Consider the following 20,902-nt stretch of genomic DNA (forward strand, 5'->3'; position numbering starts at 1 on the left):
AAGGATATATAAAAATTGTTTTTTATTTCGTATATCGATTTGCATAACTAAACGCCGCATAAGCATCTGGCTTAATTTTTGCAGTTAATCCCATCGCTTGAATTTTCGCTGTCATATCTAGAATAAATTCTTTTGTTAAACCATCATTTCCGATATCCAAGTGAATTTCCATTATAAATCCAGCTCCCTCTTGAGCATATGGATGCAATAAATCCCATATTGTTTGTATATGATTTGGAGTAAATAGGCATGCGATCTCTTGGCTAAACTGCGTTTCTAAATATATTTTCTCACGTAAATTTGCTGGCTTATCTTTCACTGATTTATGGTGTAAACACCCCCAGGCACCTTTTCCAACGCGATGAATATGAATTGCCGTAATAAACCTCGTATCCTTTTGATGTGCTTGTGAGTCTGTCCCAATGGATAAGCGATATAAATTTCGTGGATCCTTTTCAATGAAACTACAAATACGGCTAAAGACCATATCAAAATTTAAATGTCTCTCTGAAACATTATAAAATGTATGTTCACCGGCCACATAGTCACGTCCTTTCAATTAGACAGACTTTTCGTATTCTCATTGTATGGGACAAAAATAAAAATTATAACTTCCTATCCTTTATTCGTTTCAATATTTCGAATTACATAATGGCAAACTTGGCACGTATAAATTACATTTTGATTCGATTGAGCTGTTAATACATGAATAATCTCAGCAGAATTGTGACATTTAGGACAAAGCACAACTGGTAAACGTTCCATACAACACACCTCCTCGTTATTTTTATCTCGCTTTTGCTATCTGTAAACAACCAATTGGTGATGACTAATATTCAGTATAGGACGAAGAAGCCCCACTGATTACAATTTCACTTTATTACCATTGTAGGAAAAATGAAAACTCCCTATACATATATGCTAAAAAGTAATAGAACTAAAAAAGGTGTTGCCATATGGCAACACCTTTTTTATATGTATCAAGAAATGATATCGTAAATCTCAATTGCAACCATATCGATATTATCGAATTGATACACTTGAGGTTTTTCACCTTGTTGATACACTTCTAACTCATACATTTCACTTTTATCGAAAAATTTCACGCTACATTTGCGCTCACCGTTCACTTCAAAATAGCGTTGTGCTACTTCACCGCTTTCAGCTTGTTCTTGTAGACTAACAAGTCGAGTTAAAATTCCTTGGAGTAGAGACATGAAATCTCTCCTTTCTCTGATCTTCCTACCAATAGGTTTTACAGCTATACTCATTCTATCCGTCATAACAGAAAAAATGTTCCACAGTCTAGGATAAAGGTTATTGGCCAGAAACTCAACTAAAAATTTGTCGAAATGCGAAGGAAAAAACAGAAAGAATATCTTTTCCCTTCTTTATTGCGATTTTTATACTGGAAGAATATAATAAAAAACAGAAAAAAGGAGGAATTACAATGAGAAAAATTGAGGTTTACACACAACCTGATTGTCCGCCATGTGTCATTGTGAAAGAATTTTTAAAGCATAATAACGTTGTATATGAAGAATTTGACGTAAAAAAAGACGCTGCTGCACGCAATCGTCTTTTATACGACTATGATTCGTATTCAACTCCAACAGTTGTAATTGATGGAGAAGTTGTTGCTGGTTTTCAAATTGAAAAATTACAACAGCTACTCAATATTGAATAAGAATAGGTAAAGACCTATTCTTATTTTTATCCCACTATTTGTGGGCAGTAATAGCCCGATTGGTGCGAGCTATTAATCAGTGAGAGATAAACATCCCCCACCAATTACAGTTTCACTTTATAATTGTTGTAATCGTTTTATTTCAGTTAAAAGTTCTTGGCTTTCATGATATCCGGCCAATTTCCATTTCCCTTGATCTCTTTGCAATGTTACAATTTGATATTGTCCACTTTTCGCCCGCTCATATACATATAAAATTTTATGCTCTTCATCATATGACATTTTCGTTTCTGAATGAAAAGAAAACGGCGCTTCTTTTGCTGGAAGTAAATATTCACCACTTTGTTTATCACTTCTACTATTTTCATCTGTAAATACTTGAAGGAAATTCTCTGTAAAATATGGTGATAACGTTTCTATCATCTTATTCATCGGCAAATGCTTCCCACGAATTGAAAATTGGGTTTCATAGCCCTTTTGTATCGTTGTAAACACTTCTTCCCGATCGACTTTCACTTCCTCTTTTCCTAAAACAGTTGTGACACTATAACCAACTAGAAAGGCAACGCATACAAATAGAACTAACCATATTCCATATTTCCTCATTTTTTCACCTTCCTTTTAAGAAAACTTGTCTTTGTAGTATTCATTGTAACAATGATTATGCAAAGACAGGGGTGGTTTCGTTCGTAAAATCTTTACAACGATAGACAGCATTTTCATCACCATTTTCACTATTACCAATTTATGATAAAAACAAACAAAAAATGCACGAATCTCTTCGTGCATTAAAATAAAACATCTTCTTCATATAAATATTCATACGATAAATCTATAAATAAAAAGTTTTCATCATCAATTGGGAAGGAAAATGTTCGTACCATCTCACCGGTTTCAATATCAGCATATAAATCTGAAAGTCTTGCCTTATTCTCAAAACGCATTTTCATAATATTTTCTAGAAAATACGGACGCCAACTCCAGTTCTTCATATAATACTCAGGCATCACAATCCATTCCCCATCTTTTTTTATAACGTTTCCTGATTGTTGGAAACCATCTTCGTTACAAATAAATATGCGGAAACTACACTGTGATACACTTTGGCTAAATTGTAATAACCAATCATTTATATCTTCATTCTTTTTCTGTTTGGCTAGAACATCACCAATTCGATCACGTAACATTTCTGTTAAATTATAAATTTTTTGTAATTTCTTCTTCTCATGTTGAATAAATTGATGACACTCATTACCAAGTCGTTCTTTCAAAACATTCGTTTCAATAAAATCAGGTAAGCACTCTTTCAAATAATTCCCTTGATAATATCTACCACCGTTTTTCCAAGCATATTGTAGTTGATAAAAAGCATCTATTTCTTCATATAACAATGTTGCACCAATTCTTCTAGCAAGTAATGATAAAGAATATAAAATATCTTGATAAGATTGTAAAAGTGCAGTTTGCCTTAAGTTTGTTAAATCTACTTTTAAAATATCCGGTGCTAACACGCTAATACGTTCTAAATTACTTGTACCCGTTCCGACTTTATTAATCGAAATTTGAATACCATATGTACGATAATACATAAGCAAATGATTAAATTGCTCTATATCTTCTTTACATTCATGTTCTGTAATTTCTAAAACAATGTGTTTCAAATTTAAACCTTGCTCTTCATACATCAATAAAAGTTGAAGTAAACTTTCATCATCATCGTTCATTAATACGTTAGCATTCCGATGTATGAATAATAATAGTTTTTGATCACTTTCTAAATAACGATTTAAAGCTTTTTCTACTATAATGTTATCCGCTTCCAGTTGAAACTCACTCGGAATAGAATCATCATGAAAGAAAGAAGCTAAACTTTGTATGCCCTCTTCTGTTTGAATACGTCCTACTACCTCATATCCAATTACAGTATGCTCATCAGCACTAAAAATAGCTTGATAATAAGGAAGGACTTTATCCAAGTTACTCATTACATCTAATGCATCTATCAATGTACTTCCCTCCCTTTACTTTTCAAAAATTATAACATGATATTTACGGAAAAATAATAAAAAATCCCTTCAGTTTTCCTGAAGGGATTAGAGGGGTAAAATGCTAAGGGGAATTAGCAATTCTACTATGAAGAAAAAAGAGGTCTTAAATATAACGTATATATGACCTCTTGTAAACACTTTTCTTTCACATGTCACAATTCCGTCACATTTAACCGTGAGAATATGAATCAAACATTCATTTTCTTATCCCTTTTAAAATGGATATTGATGTAAATGTTGTCCTCCATCCATTGTCATGCAAGTTCCATTTATGTACGCAGCTTCATCTGAACATAAATAATAAGCTAGACCTGCAATTTCTTCTGGCGTGCCCAGTCTTCCAAGCGGAACACTTTGTATCGTACGCTTAGCCATTTCTTCTGAAATCCATAATTTATCAGCACCGCCCGTACGTTCAATTGGTCCTGGCGCGATAGCATTAACTCGTATTCCATATTTACGGCCCCACTCAACAGCGAGTGTCTTCGTCATTGCTAATACTCCAGCCTTCGCAGCAGCCGAATGAATAACTCCCGGACCTGCATCCCATGCATATGTTGCTACCATGTTAATGATATTCCCTTTTATGCCTTTTTCAATCCAATATTTTCCGACAGCATGGCTGCAGTAAAATGTACCGTTTAATACAATATTAATGACTGAATTCCAGCCATTCACGGATAAATCTTCTGCTGGACAAATAAAGTTTCCAGCTGCATTGTTTATTAAAACATCAATTCGACCAAACTTCTCATCAATCTCTTCAATCATTTTCTGAATGTCATCAGTATTTCTTACATCCATTTGTACGGGTAATACTTGCCCCGGAAATTGTTCAATTTCCAACTTTGTTTCCTCTAGTTTTTCCTTTGTACGTCCTGTAATAACAACTCGTGCCCCTTCTTTTGCAAAACGGGTCGCCATTCCTTTTCCCATTCCGCTCGATCCACCTGTTATAATAACTACCTTTTCTTTCACATACATCCCCTCCCAAAAATGAATACACATTCATTTTATCATTTTATTTAATAGAAATCTTTATATTTTTAAACTTTTCTGATATTTTAACGTAAAGAGGTTTCTTTTTATTCGTTTTTTTCGTAATCTATACTACTTTTTTATTATTTAAAATATATTTTAAATAAACTGAAAGGAGATTTGAGTAACCTATAAATGTAACGAAAACATGTGATATAAGTTAAATAGGTATACTCATATTTTTATGAAGAAAATTACAAGAAGAGATTTTTTTAAAGCTGGAATGCGCACTTGTCTATATTCATTTATAACCACTAGCATCGGATACTATTACGCTAAATATATTGAGCCTCATTTACTCTCTTTTACAGAGCATACACTTAAATCACAACTCATACCCAAAAGTTTTCATGGTATGAAGATTCTTCAATTTAGCGATTTACATCTCGGATACTATTTCTCTCTCCAACATTTATCTCAAATCGTTTCTAAAATTAATGCTGTAAAACCTGACATTGTTCTTTTCACTGGTGATCTCATTGATAATTATCAAACATATACTGACACTCCTTTCGTTCCATCTATTTTAAAAAATATACAAGCACCCTTCGGTAAATTTTCTATTTATGGTAACCATGATCACGGCGGATATGGAACGGAATACTACGAGCACATCATGCGTGAATCTGGATTTGAACTACTACTAAATAGCGAAAAGAGAATTCGTCTACTGGATAATAGTGAAATTTCAATTTTCGGTCTTGATGATATACTACTAGGCAAACCCAAAATAGAGAAAACACTACAGCACGCGAGGCAAAACACTTATAACATTGTTCTTGTTCACGAGCCAGATATTGCACCACAAATCGCTAAATATCCAGTTAACTTACAACTTTCTGGTCATAGCCATGGCGGACAAGTACAAATTCCCTTTTTAGGTGCTATTATTACCCCATCACTTGCTAAAAACTATGTTGAAGGTTTCTATACGATTCAAGATTTAGCTCTCTATGTCAATCGAGGTCTTGGCAGAACACGCGTCCCATTCCGATTTATGGCAAAACCTGAAATTACAATTTTTACGCTCCAACATTCGTAATAATTCGCCTATTTTCTTACATATCCTTTCTTGTACGCGCTCATCCACGTTTCATTTACCATATGATAAAAATGAGTCCAATAAAGGAGGTTTGTTCATGTATCCATATTATCAACCAATCCCAGTCCGTTCAGCACCTATTGGTCCAGTAGGCGACTCACGCTTCTTTCCGTTTTTTGGTGTTCCATTTCTAGCTGGGATTGCTGGTGGACTGCTCGGTGGAGCATTAGCTTTCGGTCCTAGACCGTATTACCCACCATATCCACCACCTTTCCCACCGCCAACACCTTATCCTTGTTATGGCGGACCTTGTCAACAACCATTCTATTATTAATGTACTCCAACAATTCTACCAATGTTATTCCCTCTCTTAACTGATCCATTAACATGCTTACAATAAAAACTATTCTCTCTACGCATCCTTCTATTTAGAGAATGTATAATAAGTAGAGAACAAAGTAAAAAAACCTCTTAAAAAAAGAGGTTTTTTTACTTTGTTCTCATTATTCAGCATCCGTGTTTTGATACGCCATCTTAAACAACTTCACTTGGCTATCAATTTCTTCTGTACTACTATTAATAACATAGTAGTACTCACCAGATTTATTCTGTTCACGTGTTTTCACATTATCAGCTAATATAAGTTGTAAAATCGCCTTAATTCTCGCCTTCATTTCAATATCTAATATCGGGAAAGATATTTCTACTCTCTTCTCCATATTCCGCGTCATCCAGTCAGCTGAAGATAAGTATATTTTCTCTTCTCCATTATGATGGAAATAATAAATTCGGCTATGTTCTAAATATCTCCCGACAACACTAACTACCCGAATATTTTCACTTACATTTGGAATACCAGGCCTTAAACAACAAGTTCCTCGAACGATGAGCTCTACCTTTACTCCAGCTTGTGATGCTTCATACATTTTTTTGATTAATGGTTTATCTGTTAATGAATTCATCTTAGCGATAATATATCCATTTCCATATTGCCTATGATAACGGATTTCTTCATCTATTAAATCCATAAATTGCTCTCTTATATCAAATGGTGCAACCGATAAATGATGAAAATGTGGCTTGGTTGTATAACCACTCAAATAATTAAAGAAATTTGTTGCATCGACCCCAAAGTCTTTTCGTGATGTAATATACCCAAAATCAGTATATAACTTTGCTGTTGCGTCATTATAATTTCCAGTCCCGAGATGTACGAACCTTTCGATTTTTCCGTTTTTTCTTCTTACAACTAGCGTAATTTTACTATGTGTTTTCAAATGACTTACACCGTAAATAACGTGACAGCCTGCCTTTTCTAATTCTTTAGCCCAATGCACATTATTTTCTTCATCAAATCTTGCCTTCAATTCAACTAATACCGTAACTTGCTTCCCTTTTTCAGCTGCTACCTTTAGCGCCTGAATAATCGGTGAATCCCCACTTACTCGATATAATGTTTGTTTGATTGCAAGTACATTCGGATCGTCTGCCGCATCACGGACAAAATCAACTACTGGCTGAAATGATTCAAAAGGATGATGTAATAAAATATCATGCTCAATTGCTTTTTCGAATACATCTTCCGCATCCCCCAAGTCTTGAGGCCGTTGCGGAATAAGAGCCGGATATACTAGATGTTCATATAAAGGAGCTAGTTTTTTATATAAAGAAAATAGACATGTTAAATCTAATGGTCCATCCATTATATACACATCTTCATCTTTTACTTCCAACACCTCATATAATAATGCTAATACTCTTTCATCAATATGCTCTTTGCCAACTTCTAAACGTACAGCAGCTCCCCACTTACGCTTTTTTAATTCTTTTTCAATTACCTTTAATAAATCCCTCGCACCTTCTTCATGAATCGTTAAATCCGCATTGCGTGTAATACGGAAACGAGTAACAGACGATACTTTATATCCTGTAAATAATTTATGAGTAAAACCACTAATTACATCTTCTAATAAAATAAATTTATGCTTTTGCCCCTCACTCGGTAAAAATATGAAACGTTCAAGTAATGAAGGAACTTGTACAATTCCTAACTTCGTGCGGTTTTCTTCCTCCACTTGTTTCTCATCATATAAAAGAGTAGCTAAATTCAAACTTTTATTTAATAACATCGGAAATGGACGATATGCATCAATAGCTACAGGTGTTAAGACTGGAAAAATCTGCTCATCAAAATACTCTTCTATAAATTCCCTCTGTTCTTTCGTCAAATCGTGGAATGTTAAACGTTCAATCCCCTCTAACTCCAGCGCTGGCAACACATAATTTTTAAACGTATCATATTGTACAGTCATTAATTCATGGGCCTTTATCGCAATTTTATTTAATTGCTTTTTTGGTGTTAAGCCAGCCTTATTTTCTGGTTGGTTAAACCCAGCACTCACTTGATCCTTCAATCCTGCTACGCGTACCATAAAGAATTCATCTAAATTGGAACCGAAAATGCTAATAAACTTTAACCTTTCCAAGAGCGGATTTGTTTCATCCTGCGCTTCTTGTAGTACACGTTCATTAAATGCTAACCAACTTAATTCTCGATTATTGTAATAAGCTGTATCATTTAAATTCACTATATTCCCCATCAACATTTCCATCCTCTTCACACTTCCCCTGAAACTTTTTTACTATAATTTAGTTACTTTTATTTTAGCAAATTACAATATTCCAAGGTGTTAATTTTTTGTAAAGACATCCGTACAACTTAACGTTTTGATTCGAAGGATAAATTAATAGTCGTTTTCAACACTCTTTCCAGCTGCTTTTTTTGTTTTTCAGCTTGCACTTTTTCCGCTAATGCCGATTGCTCACATACAATTTTAAATGTTAATCCTTCTTTACTTTCTGTTATAGATATCGATTCAACAAGCGATCTTTGTCTTATATTCAGAGCTGCTGAAAACTGTAAAACAGCCCCTAATAGGCGGATTTTTTTTTGTTCATTTTTATCAAACCATCCTTCAAATGGGGACAAATGTTGTTTGAATAACATTTTTGATTTATAAGACGCAATAAGCGCTAATCTAACTCGCTCTTTATGCATCATCCCATCAATTGTTTTATTCGCTAATAAATAAAACGTATGTAAGCGGCTCGCTTCTTCGTCTATATATTTACCTATATTAAATACTTTCGCTGCTTGATGGAATACTTCCCAGTCTTTTACTGACATAGAAATCAGCCCTGTTTCTTCAAGTTGTTGACAAATGAGTCTTCCATGTTTAATAAGCTGCATTACAAATTCCATATCCATTTCATATTCATGTGATAATAAATACAAACTTTCTTCGACTACGTTCGGATAATATGAAATCCCCAAATCTTTTGTCAACTCTTCATAGAAAACACCTTCTCGTAACCCTTTTCTACTTAACACAAATGCTGGTGCCTCTATAACATTAACAAGCGTATGAAAAACTTCGACTGCTGGAATAATTGTATCTGCTCGATCTTTTGCCAATCCTTCCAATTTTTGAAGTTCTATGAACGACAATGCTTCCAATTCTTCTTTCACATTTTTAATATCTTCTTCTTTCATTTTATATAAATGTACCCCTGCTATAGGATAACAAATTAAATTTTGATGGATTTTCACTAAGTTCCTCGCACTACCACCAATTGCAATAAGAGGCAATTCCTTATCAATTAACCATGGTAATGTTCGAAATTGATATTCTAAGTACGTTTGAATCTTTTCCAACTCGTCTTCAGTAGGTATATCCTCTTTAATAAATTGTTGCTTTAAAGAAAGTGCTCCAAAGGGAAAGCTATGGTACTCTAGAATCTCTCTATTTCGAAAATATGTAACTTCTGTACTTCCTCCACCAATATCTACTGTAATTCCTTCAGAGAACGAAGTTGAATTCATAACCGCTAAATAGCCGTAACGTGCTTCTTCATATTCTGATAAGACTCTAAGAGTAAAGTCTGTTTGTCCTTCAACCAGTTTTTTAATTGCCTCTTGATTCTCAGCCTGTCTAATTGTTGCTGTTGCAACACAAAGTACATGATGCAACTGGTGGAATCGTGTACTTTCTTGAAATTGAAATAACGTTTGTAACAATACCTCTATTCCTTCTTCATTTAACACACCATCAATTAAGTAATTCCTTAGCCGAGCAACCACTTTCGTATTTTCAATCTCCTTATAAAAACCTCCGTTTTGCTTTTCATAAATAACTAAACGCATTGTATTAGATCCAATATCTATAATGGCATATTGCTGTTTTAATATTTCTTTCAAACTTCTCACTCTTTCATTATCAAATTTCTAAAACACGTTCTATTACTATTATACAAAATAGTTGTTTTTTGTAACAATATTGCTTTAATATTGAAAATATATACAATCACTTTTTGCATATAATAAAAACCTCTTTTATTTATGTTATAATAATGAAAAATTGAAAGGAGATTCAATATGAAGCCTTCACAACCACAATCTCAATTACAAAACCAACATTCTATTAATCGACTAGCTCAATCTATTTTCGTTGTGAATCGTCATGCTAAAGCTGCAACTAATCCGAAGTATTTATACTGGTTAAAAAAGACGGCTTTAGAACGCTTAATTGCTGAGAAAAAAGCTATTAAAGAAGGATTACATTTTTCTAGAAATCCACGTTTTAGCCAACAACAATCTGATGTTCTTATACGTTTAGGTGATTATTTTTTCCATATTCCTCCTACCAAAGAAGATTTTCGAATCCTACCACATCTTGGTCATCTTGAATCCTCCTATCGAAATCCGAAAACAACCTTATCTTTAACAGTAGCAAAAAAAACACTTCAAGATTATATTGGTCCTGAAGCATTGAAACAAGAAAAAAAATTAAGTGAACCTGTTCCATGGTATAGTCGTACTTATACAAAAAAATAAAACAGTTTGGCCAATTGTAGGCCAAACTGTTTTATTTTTTCTCTTCTTTAATTTTAATATTTGCTTGTTTATAAAAAGCTATTTTTTCTGTATTATAAGATTTCGTAAATTCATTAAACTTGTCTTTTTCTGATTCAATATCCTTATAAGATTGATTTACTACTTTTACCTTTTCACTAATATCTTTTAATTTTGTACCTTTATCTTGTAACATTGTATATAATTCTTTTTCTTGTTTTAACGATTTATTATAGCTATCATACATCTTGTTAAATGAATCTTGTCGTTTCTCATATGCGCTTTTCACTTTACCTGCTTGATCTTTCAATTTCTTATCTTCAATTTTCTTCACATATTTATCTACTGATTTCACTTCTTCTTGTGCCTTATTTAAAGATTCTTTTTCTTTTTTTAGCACTTTTTCTCGTTCATCTGTATTTTTCACTGCTTGGTTCAGTTTTTCCTTAACAGTTTGATTATTATCTTTTCCTTCTTGAACAATCTGGTTATATAATTCTTGTCCTTCTTTCTCTAAAGTTTCAAGTTTCTTTGCATCTTCAAACATTGTTTTTTCTTGCTTTGCAGCATTTTCAAACGCAACATATAATTCCTCTTCTGGTTTCGGCCCGAAACAACCAGCTAATAAAGTCATTGATAATGCAGTTACAATTGCTAATTTACTATACTTCAACATCTTTTTCCTCCTACTTATATACGATCATCGTGTAAAAAGCTATGAAAATTATATACCCTTCTATAAACTCCACACTCGCACCTTTTTTACGAAAATCATTGATATTATTTATTATACTTGTCAAATTGTATTACTTGAAATTACATTTTGCGTCTTTGAACTCAATAGCAGTTTCGTATCCATCTTTACATATACTTTTACTTGGTACTTTTTAAAACTTGTTCATACTATGTATTACATAAAAGTACAACGGAATTCATCACAGCCATAATAATTTGAAGAACAACAGTAATAATTCACCTGATAAGAGATGTTCGTTGTTCTCTCACGTCTATCATTCTATCATTCCCTTTCCGCTTTCTATCAAATAATTTCTTTGTTCATTTTACACAGTTTAAATGCTAACTTGCAACAACTTACAATTATTCTTGTCATTCCCTAAAAAGGAAAAGTGTAGAGCATGCTTCCCTCTACACTTTTAAAATGAAACACATTGTGCAAAATGCATTGACACATCCATCATAATTATATGCTTATTCCATATATTTTTAAAGACTTTTATTACAATAAAAGTTCTTTTTGTAATAAAAGTCAAAAAAATGTTACATTAAAAACTTCTTCATATCATATTTCTTTAAATCAAAGTTTCACTCATTTTCTTACAAATCCCTATGCTGGTACAATTGATTTTGTGCCTTTCTTAACAATTCTTCAAAAGTTTTTCCTCCTATTGGATAACTAGCAGCTCCAAATAATAGCGTCATACTTAACAAACCATTTTCTATTTCACTTTCAATATTTTTCATTAATCGATTTGTTATTGTCGACTTTTCATGTCCGTTATCAATCGCCACAATAACATACTTATTTTCATCCCACCTAGTAACGACATCTCCTTTACGAATTGTCTTTACAATCGTACTCTCCAATTTTTGTACTAACACCTCCAATTTTTTTTCTTGCACTGTTTCTTTTAGTTCTTTCCATTCTTTCACAGAAAGAATGTACACTGTAATATTATGAGAATCCCGTTCTGATAAAGCAGCTACTTTCTCAAAGAAATCAACTACAAAATCATTACTTGCCATTCCCCCTACTTCCGTATCCATACGCCCACTCGCTCTTTTATCATACCAATGTCCAAAATAATAGCTGAGTATCATTTGCAATATATAAATAATAAAGACGGTATAAAATGATCGCGAATCCAGTTTTGTAATTACATCCTGAAGCGCAATCCATTCTGTAACTGCCACTGTATTCCCAAGTAATAACCCACTAATTTTCCCTTTATGTTTCATACTTCCCCTCCTTTCTATACCAATATATGTTTCTATAACAATTATGTTTTTCTACAAAATAAAAAATGTACATATTGAGTGTACATTTCCGCTTAAGCTTGTCTACCATTTCTATTCTATTTCATATATATACTATATATCGTTTTAGAAAGAGGTGACTTATATGCTACAAAAAGAGAATCTATCAGATATTATACGTTTACTAGCAGGTTTTCTATTATCATTAAAATTACTGTTTAATTCTTTCGGAGTGAACTTTATTACAAACGATCAAATTGATGCTATTGTAAATGTTGCTTCCTTTCTTTTCATTTTATATTTTGGTTATAAAAATAATTATGTAGGAAAAAAAGGAATCGAGCAAAAAAAAGTACTCAAAAAACACAATCTTCATTAAAAAAGGAACCTTTCTTACAGGTTCCTTTTTATCATTGCCGCACAACAACTTCATTTGTTTGCAGTGGACCATATGATACTCCTTTATATTGAAATGTATATGTAGCCTGAAATAATGCGTTTTTAAGTGCTTTATCTTTATTTGCTTTTATTTTACAAATTAGTTCTACCTTCTCATTCGGTAATAAATTATCAATCCGCCACCTTACAAGCTGGAACAGGAACTCACTCATCCCCTTATCAGCCTTTAATGAGTTTGGAATATAGGCAAAATAATCTCGAATCATATGACTTACTACAACTCGTGAAATCATTTCCATTCCTTTATTTTCAACTTCAATTCGAATAATAAGTATGTCATTTACATCATAGGTCAGTTCATATGCAAATTTTTCTTTATACATACTACGGATTTGCAATGTAACTGCTACATTAGGACATTCGTTTTCTTTTTTTGAGCCATCAATCCATAACACCGGTTGTAGCGGCATTGAACGCCTACCTTGATCTGAAATTCGTTTCCAGATTTTCATAATAATATTCACCCCATTTCAGATGCATCATATCCATACGACCTTATTCTGCCTCTCCACACAATATTAATAAAGCTTGTTACAAACGATATATAGTTATTACTCTTTCTTTTATCCTATTCGACAATATAAAGAAAAAACCATTTTTCCTCTGTTAACAGAAGGTATTCTTACTGAAATATTTTTTTACAATTTCCTTCATTGACTTTAAACCAATACTAAGTATTGCTCACTCTTTCTCTGTCCATACAACAGAATATTTTGGCGGAAGAAAAAGTTTGCCTTTTAGTCAAATTTGACTATAATATTCTTTATGGCTTTGTCAGTGCACTTATGTAAATTAATTTTAAAAACTATATTTCAAATTTTTATGCGCTGCACTCAAAACTTCATATAGTTTACTTATTATTAAAGGAGGGTTATATTTGGAATCTCAATTATCAAAAAAAGACTCTAACAATACAAAATTTGTTGTTGCAGGTTTATTACTTGGTATTTTAATGGCGGCAATGGATAATACAATCGTTGCAACAGCAATGGCAACGATTGTTGGAGACCTAGGAGGATTTGACAAGTTTGTTTGGGTCACGTCTGCATATATGGTAGCAACAATGGCAGGGATGCCTATCTTCGGAAAACTTTCTGATATGTACGGACGGAAACGCTTTTATATTGGTGGTCTCATTCTTTTCTTATTCGGTTCTGCACTTTGCGGGACAGCATCTAGTATTGAGCAACTAAGTATTTATAGAGCAATTCAAGGGATCGGTGGCGGTGCTCTTATGCCTATCGCCTTCACGATTATGTACGATATATTCCCACCAGAAAAGCGAGGAAAAATGACAGGGCTATTTGGTGCGGTTTTCGGGACATCTAGTGTATTTGGCCCTTTATTAGGTGCTTATATTACAGACTATATAAGTTGGCATTGGGTCTTCTATATTAATATTCCATTAGGAATTATCTCCTTCTTCTTCATTACTAAATACTACAGTGAATCTCTAGAATTTAGAAAACAAAAAATTGATTGGGCTGGCGCTATTACACTTGTTATTAGTATCGTTTGCTTAATGTTCGCCTTAGAACTTGGTGGTAAAGAATACGCATGGAATTCCACTGTAATTATCGGTTTATTTACAACAGTTGTTATTATGCTTATTATTTTCTTCTTCGTAGAACGAAAAGCAACTGAGCCTATCATTTCTTTCCATCTATTTAAAAAACCTTTATTCGCAGCTAGCCAAGGCGTTGCCTTTTTCTATGGTGCCGCTTTTATTATCTGTACAGTTTATATCCCAATCTTCGTTCAAGGCGTTCTCGGTGGTTCAGCCTCCAATGCTGGATTAATTTTAACACCTATGATGGTTGGCTCTGTAATTGGAAGTCAAACAGGTGGACAGTTAGCTTCTCGAACAAGCTATCGTAACATCATGATGGTATCTGGCATTTTCTTCGTAATTGGTATTTATTTACTAAGCACTTTAACAATGGATACACCTCGTCTACTTGTAACGCTATTTATGGTTCTCACTGGACTTGGAGTTGGTTTCTCGTTCTCAGTTTTAAGTATGTCTTCTATCCACAAGTTAGAAATGCGAGACCGTGGTTCTGCTACATCAACAAACTCATTCTTCCGTTCACTCGGTATGACTCTTGGTGTAACGATTTTTGGTACAATTCAAAACCATATTTTTACTACTAAATTAAACACTGTGTTCCCTCCAGAACTAGCTAAATTAGCTCCAAAAGGCGGAGACACAAGTTTCTTATTATCACAAGGTGCTACCGAGAAGATTCCAGCTGAAATATTAACTGGTATTAAAGATGCTCTCGCTACCTCTATTGCCAGTACATTCTTCTGGGCACTGATCCCGGCTGTACTAAGTGTTATTTGTATTTTACTTATGGGAAATGAACGCCTCTTTACAGGTCCAAAAACGAAACAAAAACAAAAGCAAGTAAGTTAATATAGAGAAAAGAAACGGCATATCCCTTTATGAAAACGGATATGCCGTTTATACTATGTATAAAGTTTTTATTTATAGGAGTTGAGACAGCATGAGCATGAAACTAGTCATTCTCGGCTTGCTACTCGAAGGGGATAAACATCCATATGAAGTGCAGCACATCATGAAAGAACGACAAATGGATTGTTATATTAAATATGCAAAAGGATCACTTTACTACGCCTTCGAGCAATTAGAAAAGCAGGGTGCAATTCGTATTACCACGATTGTTCGGGATACGAATAGACCCGATAAAACAATCTTTCATATAACAGAAGAAGGTAAACGGTTATTTCACACGTTACTATTAAAACAATTCGAGGCAAAAAATCAAATATATAAACCAATTTATTCAGCACTCTCTTTCGCTCATTTTGGTGATGATCAAGAGTTAATTCCTATTTTAGAAAAAAAGAAAAATGATACCGTTCAATATTTACATAAAATGCAAACTATATATGATTGTAGTAAAGGACAAATTCCACGTGCACAACTATATATTTTACAAAGCGTTATTGAACATATTACAGTTGAATTGCAATGGTTAAACACCCTCCTTACAGATGCAGTTGCAGGGCGACTGTCGGAAATTGATATAGATACAAATTAAACTTATAAAGAAGAAACTGTAAAAAGACAATAAAGTTATTTCTTTTTACACCCTAAAACAAGCATAGCCCCGTTCTAATTTAGGACGGGGATGCTTGTTTTATTTTCGCTATAAGATACTTATTTCACTGCACTCAAAAATATAACAAAGATTTATTTATCACCGGCATCCCATAATAGAAGATTATTTCTTAAAATTCTATATAAAAAGGTTGTTGATTTTCATCCAAACTGTATTCAATTCTTTGTCTGAAATTCATAAAATTCACCATCTCTAACGCCTGCTCAATAGGATAGAACCCTACTTCCAAACTTTCTGGTGTAGTCGTTAGTTTACCTCCAACTGGTCTAGCTAAAAACAACGTATTACATATTGAATGGTTCACATTTTGGAATACTCCACAAAATTTTAAAACTTCAATATCAACACCTGTCTCCTCTTTAGTCTCCCTTATTGCAGCATCCTTCAAAGACTCTCCTTCTTCAACTTGTCCACCTGGCATTTCCCATCCTCTTCTAGGTCCCTTAATTAATAAGATTTCTTTTTGTTCATTAATTACAATTGTCGCTGCTGAAACTATATGTTTTGGTGGTGAATAAATATTTTGTGTACTTTGTTCCAATTGAAATTCCCCATTTCTATAAACTTAGTATATGTATCTTTATACAGAAACCTTTTTCTTTCTTGTGATAACTTACTATTTCAAAATGAACCATTCAATCCCCTTCCTTATTCCAGAATATGGATTAATTTTCAAGTAACATAACTAGCATCTTAGCTCTGTACAAGTACATACTTCTTTGTATGTTTAATCGTACTTACTTTCAATTCCTCTTACTTTTCTTCGCCTTATAAAAACCAGAATAATCCGAATAATAAAAATAAAAAACTTTAGAATTTTCTTATTTTAAAACAGTAGACAAAATTCCAAAAATTGTGTTAGAATTTGTTTCAATATCATATCGCTTGTTAACTTCCTTTCAAAAGGAAAATAGGTACACGAAAATTTTGTTTCGTGTTTAAAAGGGAAGCTTGGTGAAACTCCAACACGGTCCCGCCACTGTAAATGCTGAGATTTCTTTTCTATGCCACTGTGAAAACGGGAAGGTAAAAGAGATTATATGAAGCATAAGTCAGGAGACCTGCCTGTTTTAACAACACTGATAGATTCACGGATGATGATGAGGTGTTAAAACAAAAAGGAAGGCTTATTTTCTATGCCTTTATGCTTTTTGTTATAGGTATTTCCTAGTAAACGGAAATGCTTACTTTCAATTAGGGAGGAATTTAAAATGGCAATTCAAACAAGTAACTTAGGTTATCCACGTATCGGACTACAACGAGAGTGGAAAAAGACATTGGAAGCTTTTTGGTCCAATAAAATCGATGAAGAACAATTTTTAACAAAGATGAAAACAATTCGCCTTCAACACGTAAAAGTACAGCAAGAAAAAGGGATTGAACTCATTCCAATTGGCGACTTTACATATTATGATCACGTTTTGGATACTGCTTATATGCTAGGATTTATCCCATCACGTTTTTCTGAGTTTACATCTTACCTTGATGTATATTTCGCAATGGCGCGTGGCTCTAAAGATCACGTAGCTTCTGAAATGACAAAATGGTTTAACACAAACTATCATTATATCGTTCCTGAATATGAAGAGGGATTACAAATCTCTTTAAAAGATAATCGTCCACTTCGCTTATACGAAGAGGCAAAACAAGAATTAGGAGTAGATGGAAAACCTGTTATTTTAGGACCATATACTTTCTTAAAATTAGCTAAAGGCTACACACAAGAGCAATTTGCTACGATTTTAAAACAGTTAGTTGCACCTTACGTACAACTGATTTCAGAACTACATGCAGCTGGTGCACAAGTCATTCAAGTTGATGAACCGATTTTTGCTTCTTTAACGAAAGAAGAAGTTCAACAAGCAAAAGAAATTTATGAAGCTATTCGTAAAGAAGTTCCAAATGCGAATCTTCTTTTACAAACATATTTTGATAGTGTAGAAGAAAACTATGAAGAAATTATTACATTCCCTGTATCCGGTATTGGATTAGATTTCGTTCATGGTAAAGAAGGTAATCTAAATGCTATTTCAAAATATGGATTCCCAGCTGATAAAACTTTAGCTGTCGGTTGTATAGATGGCCGTAACATTTGGAGAGCTGACCTTGATGAAGTTCTTACGTTATTTACAACGTTACAAAAACAAGTCCAAACGAAAGATTTCATCGTTCAGCCTTCTTGTAGCTTATTGCATACGCCAATTGATAAAACAGAAGAAACTCACTTATCAACTGAGCTATTCGATGCGTTAGCATTTGCAAATCAAAAATTAGAAGAGTTAGTTCTTATTCATTCCGCTCTTACTCAAGGTACAGAAAGCATTAGTAATGAGCTGGAAACATACCGAAATGTACATCATACAATTCGTTCATCTGCTGCACGTAACCGAGAAGATGTTAAAGCAGCACGAACAGCACTAAAAGAAGAAGATTTTTCACGTCCTCTTCCATTTGAAAAACGATACGAATTACAACAAGTTGCCCTGGAGTTACCGTTATTACCAACAACGACTATTGGTAGCTTCCCGCAAACAACTGAAGTTCGTCAAACTCGAAAAGAATGGCGTAACGGTGTTATTTCAAATGAACAATATGAACAATTTATTGAAAAAGAGACAGAAAAATGGATTCGTTACCAAGAAGAAATTGGTCTTGATGTTCTTGTACATGGTGAATTCGAAAGAACTGACATGGTCGAATATTTTGGTGAGCGCCTTGCTGGTTTCTCATTCACTAAAAACGGTTGGGTACAATCATACGGTTCTCGCTGCGTAAAACCACCTGTTATTTATGGCGATGTTGCCTTTATTAACGGAATGACTATTAAGGAAACAGTTTATGCACAAAGCTTAACAGAGAAAGTTGTAAAAGGAATGTTAACTGGACCTGTTACGATTTTAAATTGGTCCTTCGTTCGAAATGACATTCCAAGAAAAGAAGTTTCGTATCAAATTGCATTAGCTCTTCGTCACGAAATTGAACTACTTGAATCTTCCGGAATTCGAGTAATCCAAGTCGATGAGCCAGCACTTCGTGAAGGAATGCCACTAAAAGAAAAAGATTGGGATGCTTATATTACATGGGCAGTACAATCCTTCCTTTTAGCAACTTCTTCTGTAGCAAATGAAACACAAATTCATACGCATATGTGTTACAGTAACTTCGAAGATATTGTTGATGCGATTCGCGCATTAGATGCAGATGTGATTTCTATCGAAACATCAAGAAGTCACGGTGAATTTATTGACACATTAAAACATACAACATACGAAAAAGGCATCGGTCTAGGTGTATATGATATTCATAGCCCACGTGTACCGAGTAAAGATGAAATGTATAAAATCGTAGAACAATCTTTAGAAGTATGTGATCCTAAATATTTCTGGATTAATCCTGATTGTGGTTTAAAAACGAGAAGAACGGAAGAAGTTATCCCGGCTTTAGAACACATGGTGCAAGCAGCAAAAGATGCTCGTTCCCTGCTAAAAACAAACGCATAACAAAAATGGGTTATCCTTTTTGAGGATAACCCATTTTTTATTCTTTACTTTCAAAAAAGAATTCGTATTGTATTTTATATAATTCATCATCCGTTGGTTCTTCAAGAGGAGTTGCCTGTAATACAACCGTATACTCACCATTCGGAATAGGGATTTGGAATTTATTCGAAAGAATACTTGTTACAACGATACATTCATTTTTAACTGTAAAAGGAACTGTAACCGTTCTAATCACCTCTTCTTTCTCAATATGTTTCCCAGGGGTCACTTTTACTTCACAAGTATAATCAGAGAGTGCTTCAAAAATAACAGTTCCATCCACCTTCGCATAACCTCTTTCAAAATCTTCATCCGTCCAGTCTACGTAAGGCTGATCACCGTCATAGTTCATCAACATTAATTGCGAATAAGAAATTGTTAACTCCATCGTTCCCCTTCTCCTTCATTATGAAATATGCAACTACTACTTTACGTCAAATTTCACACGCGTACCATCTGGGTATTTATCTAACTTATTTCCTACCCAAGACCCTGCTCCGCGGTTATCTGCTGGACTTATATATTCAATATGTGCCCCTTTTCCGCCTTCTTTACACATCGCCATTGGCCATTCATCACGATCATACCCTTTTTTTGATGGGTATGGAGCTAACGATAATTTTCTTCTATCCGCAGCACCACCACGGTCGATTGTACAAACTTCTGAATGTCCTTCTTTTATAGCATCCGTAATATGTTTCCCTGTCTCTGGATATCGCTCTTTCGGAAATTCTAGAACTTGATCATATGCATTCGTTTTTTTGATACTTGTTTCCTCTGGAACAAGTACTTCATAAACCGCTACTACAATAGAAAGAATTGCAATAATTGAAATGATAATACCTTTTAATTGCTTCATGTATACCTCCATGCTTCTACCAGTTTCTTTTCCTCAGTTATTATAACAAACTTCTCCTGTATATGTTTTCAGACATTATTTTAGCTCTTCTTCGCCATTCCGCCAAAAACTCTCATTTTTCTTCATCTTTTCACTAATGCTGTAGAAAACTAATAACCTTCCGACATTCTTTTT

At 33.7% G+C, this 20,902-nt stretch carries 22 protein-coding genes and 1 riboswitch; of the genes, 8 read left to right on the plus strand and 14 right to left on the minus strand.

The genetic code is table 11. From position 1 onward, the window contains the following. Positions 1-22: 22 nt before the first annotated feature. The 3 genes from GFJ36_RS20700 to GFJ36_RS20705 all read right to left on the minus strand — a co-directional run bounded on the left by GFJ36_RS20700 (position 23) and on the right by GFJ36_RS20705 (position 1,217). The gene (locus tag GFJ36_RS20700) at positions 23-541 is read right to left on the minus strand and encodes a ribonuclease H-like YkuK family protein (RefSeq protein WP_097889651.1); all 519 of its coding nucleotides are present in this window, start codon (positions 539-541) and stop codon (positions 23-25) included. A gap of 74 nt (positions 542-615) precedes the next feature. Continuing rightward, entirely contained in the window at positions 616-765 is a 150-nt protein-coding gene (locus tag GFJ36_RS29210) for a hypothetical protein (protein WP_087985092.1), read from the minus strand. Between the two features lie 215 nt (positions 766-980). After that, positions 981-1,217: a YkuJ family protein gene (locus tag GFJ36_RS20705; RefSeq protein WP_000055151.1), complete on the minus strand. Its 237-nt coding sequence runs from the start codon at positions 1,215-1,217 to the stop codon at positions 981-983. A 233-nt stretch (positions 1,218-1,450) separates the two neighbouring features. Between GFJ36_RS20705 and GFJ36_RS20710 the strand changes: the two genes are divergently transcribed. Next, positions 1,451-1,687, plus strand: a complete 237-nt coding sequence (locus GFJ36_RS20710; RefSeq protein ID WP_001225788.1) for a glutaredoxin family protein — start codon at positions 1,451-1,453, stop codon at positions 1,685-1,687. A gap of 117 nt (positions 1,688-1,804) precedes the next feature. Here GFJ36_RS20710 and GFJ36_RS20715 read toward each other — a convergent pair whose 3' ends face one another. The 3 genes from GFJ36_RS20715 to fadH all read right to left on the minus strand — a co-directional run bounded on the left by GFJ36_RS20715 (position 1,805) and on the right by fadH (position 4,713). Continuing rightward, complete coding sequence (locus GFJ36_RS20715) at positions 1,805-2,293, minus strand: DUF3993 domain-containing protein (RefSeq protein WP_001233813.1); 489 nt, start codon at positions 2,291-2,293, stop codon at positions 1,805-1,807. Between the two features lie 182 nt (positions 2,294-2,475). Then, complete coding sequence (locus GFJ36_RS20720) at positions 2,476-3,693, minus strand: EAL domain-containing protein (RefSeq protein WP_097889650.1); 1,218 nt, start codon at positions 3,691-3,693, stop codon at positions 2,476-2,478. A 255-nt stretch (positions 3,694-3,948) separates the two neighbouring features. Beyond that, complete coding sequence (gene fadH / locus GFJ36_RS20725; RefSeq protein WP_000660912.1) at positions 3,949-4,713, minus strand: 2,4-dienoyl-CoA reductase; 765 nt, start codon at positions 4,711-4,713, stop codon at positions 3,949-3,951. A 244-nt stretch (positions 4,714-4,957) separates the two neighbouring features. Between fadH and GFJ36_RS20730 the strand changes: the two genes are divergently transcribed. Both GFJ36_RS20730 and GFJ36_RS20735 read left to right on the plus strand, forming a co-directional pair. Next, positions 4,958-5,815 (plus strand): metallophosphoesterase, encoded by an 858-nt coding sequence (locus GFJ36_RS20730; protein WP_048546146.1) that lies wholly within the window; start codon positions 4,958-4,960, stop codon positions 5,813-5,815. Between the two features lie 97 nt (positions 5,816-5,912). Continuing rightward, positions 5,913-6,149 (plus strand): hypothetical protein, encoded by a 237-nt coding sequence (locus GFJ36_RS20735; protein ID WP_000283744.1) that lies wholly within the window; start codon positions 5,913-5,915, stop codon positions 6,147-6,149. 169 nt (positions 6,150-6,318) lie between these two features. Here GFJ36_RS20735 and GFJ36_RS20740 read toward each other — a convergent pair whose 3' ends face one another. Both GFJ36_RS20740 and ppx read right to left on the minus strand, forming a co-directional pair. Continuing rightward, on the minus strand, positions 6,319-8,427 hold the full coding sequence (locus GFJ36_RS20740; protein ID WP_088064322.1) for a polyphosphate kinase: 2,109 nt from the start codon (positions 8,425-8,427) through the stop codon (positions 6,319-6,321). A gap of 107 nt (positions 8,428-8,534) precedes the next feature. Then, the gene (ppx, locus tag GFJ36_RS20745; RefSeq protein ID WP_157349730.1) at positions 8,535-10,073 is read right to left on the minus strand and encodes an exopolyphosphatase; all 1,539 of its coding nucleotides are present in this window, start codon (positions 10,071-10,073) and stop codon (positions 8,535-8,537) included. Between the two features lie 177 nt (positions 10,074-10,250). Between ppx and GFJ36_RS20750 the strand changes: the two genes are divergently transcribed. After that, positions 10,251-10,709, plus strand: coding sequence for a YkyB family protein (locus GFJ36_RS20750; RefSeq protein ID WP_000804864.1), 459 nt, complete (start codon positions 10,251-10,253; stop codon positions 10,707-10,709). A 31-nt stretch (positions 10,710-10,740) separates the two neighbouring features. Here the strand turns inward: GFJ36_RS20750 and GFJ36_RS20755 are convergent, their stop codons facing one another. Then, entirely contained in the window at positions 10,741-11,403 is a 663-nt protein-coding gene (locus GFJ36_RS20755; RefSeq protein WP_088064323.1) for a YkyA family protein, read from the minus strand. A gap of 659 nt (positions 11,404-12,062) precedes the next feature. Then, entirely contained in the window at positions 12,063-12,704 is a 642-nt protein-coding gene (locus tag GFJ36_RS20760; protein WP_087985096.1) for a diguanylate cyclase domain-containing protein, read from the minus strand. Between the two features lie 163 nt (positions 12,705-12,867). Here GFJ36_RS20760 and GFJ36_RS20765 point away from each other — a divergent pair, with 163 nt between their 5' ends. After that, positions 12,868-13,101: an SPP1 phage holin family protein gene (locus GFJ36_RS20765; RefSeq protein WP_000939452.1), complete on the plus strand. Its 234-nt coding sequence runs from the start codon at positions 12,868-12,870 to the stop codon at positions 13,099-13,101. Between the two features lie 31 nt (positions 13,102-13,132). Here GFJ36_RS20765 and GFJ36_RS20770 read toward each other — a convergent pair whose 3' ends face one another. Beyond that, positions 13,133-13,633, minus strand: a complete 501-nt coding sequence (locus GFJ36_RS20770; RefSeq protein WP_088064324.1) for a hypothetical protein — start codon at positions 13,631-13,633, stop codon at positions 13,133-13,135. Positions 13,634-14,058: 425 nt separating this feature from the next. Here GFJ36_RS20770 and GFJ36_RS20775 point away from each other — a divergent pair, with 425 nt between their 5' ends. Together GFJ36_RS20775 and GFJ36_RS20780 are read left to right on the plus strand one after the other, a co-directional pair. After that, on the plus strand, positions 14,059-15,600 hold the full coding sequence (locus GFJ36_RS20775) for an MDR family MFS transporter (RefSeq protein ID WP_088064325.1): 1,542 nt from the start codon (positions 14,059-14,061) through the stop codon (positions 15,598-15,600). Between the two features lie 91 nt (positions 15,601-15,691). Next, on the plus strand, positions 15,692-16,249 hold the full coding sequence (locus GFJ36_RS20780) for a PadR family transcriptional regulator (RefSeq protein ID WP_060488391.1): 558 nt from the start codon (positions 15,692-15,694) through the stop codon (positions 16,247-16,249). Positions 16,250-16,439: 190 nt separating this feature from the next. On the opposite strand, the gene GFJ36_RS20785 is transcribed toward GFJ36_RS20780, so the two are convergent. Continuing rightward, positions 16,440-16,871 carry an NUDIX hydrolase gene (locus GFJ36_RS20785; RefSeq protein ID WP_046957439.1) on the minus strand — a complete coding sequence of 144 codons (432 nt, stop codon included), beginning with the start codon at positions 16,869-16,871 and terminating at the stop codon, positions 16,440-16,442. Positions 16,872-17,225: 354 nt separating this feature from the next. After that, positions 17,226-17,413, plus strand: a riboswitch (cobalamin riboswitch). Positions 17,414-17,541: 128 nt separating this feature from the next. Between GFJ36_RS20785 and metE the strand changes: the two genes are divergently transcribed. After that, positions 17,542-19,830, plus strand: coding sequence for a 5-methyltetrahydropteroyltriglutamate--homocysteine S-methyltransferase (metE, locus tag GFJ36_RS20790; protein WP_088064326.1), 2,289 nt, complete (start codon positions 17,542-17,544; stop codon positions 19,828-19,830). Positions 19,831-19,867: 37 nt separating this feature from the next. On the opposite strand, the gene comJ is transcribed toward metE, so the two are convergent. Together comJ and nucA are read right to left on the minus strand one after the other, a co-directional pair. Beyond that, positions 19,868-20,257 carry a competence protein ComJ gene (gene comJ / locus GFJ36_RS20795; RefSeq protein ID WP_048546163.1) on the minus strand — a complete coding sequence of 130 codons (390 nt, stop codon included), beginning with the start codon at positions 20,255-20,257 and terminating at the stop codon, positions 19,868-19,870. Between the two features lie 36 nt (positions 20,258-20,293). Continuing rightward, complete coding sequence (gene nucA / locus GFJ36_RS20800; RefSeq protein ID WP_000811502.1) at positions 20,294-20,728, minus strand: DNA-entry nuclease; 435 nt, start codon at positions 20,726-20,728, stop codon at positions 20,294-20,296. Between the last annotated feature and the right edge of the window lie 174 nt (positions 20,729-20,902).

Source organism: Bacillus sp. EE-W1, assembly GCF_009760835.1.
Lineage (GTDB): Bacteria > Bacillota > Bacilli > Bacillales > Bacillaceae_G > Bacillus_A > Bacillus_A wiedmannii.

Excerpts from the sequence above, each read along its gene's own strand:
- GFJ36_RS20710 (WP_001225788.1), top strand. The coding sequence starts at position 1,451 with ATGAGAAAAATTGAGGTTTACACACAACCTGATTGTCCGCCATGTGTC.
- metE (WP_088064326.1), top strand. The coding sequence starts at position 17,542 with ATGGCAATTCAAACAAGTAACTTAGGTTATCCACGTATCGGACTACAA.
- GFJ36_RS20755 (WP_088064323.1), bottom strand. The coding sequence starts at position 11,403 with ATGTTGAAGTATAGTAAATTAGCAATTGTAACTGCATTATCAATGACT.
- GFJ36_RS20770 (WP_088064324.1), bottom strand. The coding sequence starts at position 13,633 with ATGAAAATCTGGAAACGAATTTCAGATCAAGGTAGGCGTTCAATGCCG.
- GFJ36_RS29210 (WP_087985092.1), bottom strand. The coding sequence starts at position 765 with ATGGAACGTTTACCAGTTGTGCTTTGTCCTAAATGTCACAATTCTGCT.
- GFJ36_RS20760 (WP_087985096.1), bottom strand. The coding sequence starts at position 12,704 with ATGAAACATAAAGGGAAAATTAGTGGGTTATTACTTGGGAATACAGTG.
- GFJ36_RS20715 (WP_001233813.1), bottom strand. The coding sequence starts at position 2,293 with ATGAGGAAATATGGAATATGGTTAGTTCTATTTGTATGCGTTGCCTTT.
- GFJ36_RS20750 (WP_000804864.1), top strand. The coding sequence starts at position 10,251 with ATGAAGCCTTCACAACCACAATCTCAATTACAAAACCAACATTCTATT.
- GFJ36_RS20705 (WP_000055151.1), bottom strand. The coding sequence starts at position 1,217 with ATGTCTCTACTCCAAGGAATTTTAACTCGACTTGTTAGTCTACAAGAA.
- GFJ36_RS20780 (WP_060488391.1), top strand. The coding sequence starts at position 15,692 with ATGAGCATGAAACTAGTCATTCTCGGCTTGCTACTCGAAGGGGATAAA.
- GFJ36_RS20735 (WP_000283744.1), top strand. The coding sequence starts at position 5,913 with ATGTATCCATATTATCAACCAATCCCAGTCCGTTCAGCACCTATTGGT.
- GFJ36_RS20765 (WP_000939452.1), top strand. The coding sequence starts at position 12,868 with ATGCTACAAAAAGAGAATCTATCAGATATTATACGTTTACTAGCAGGT.
- GFJ36_RS20730 (WP_048546146.1), top strand. The coding sequence starts at position 4,958 with ATGAAGAAAATTACAAGAAGAGATTTTTTTAAAGCTGGAATGCGCACT.
- nucA (WP_000811502.1), bottom strand. The coding sequence starts at position 20,728 with ATGAAGCAATTAAAAGGTATTATCATTTCAATTATTGCAATTCTTTCT.
- GFJ36_RS20740 (WP_088064322.1), bottom strand. The coding sequence starts at position 8,427 with ATGGAAATGTTGATGGGGAATATAGTGAATTTAAATGATACAGCTTAT.
- comJ (WP_048546163.1), bottom strand. The coding sequence starts at position 20,257 with ATGGAGTTAACAATTTCTTATTCGCAATTAATGTTGATGAACTATGAC.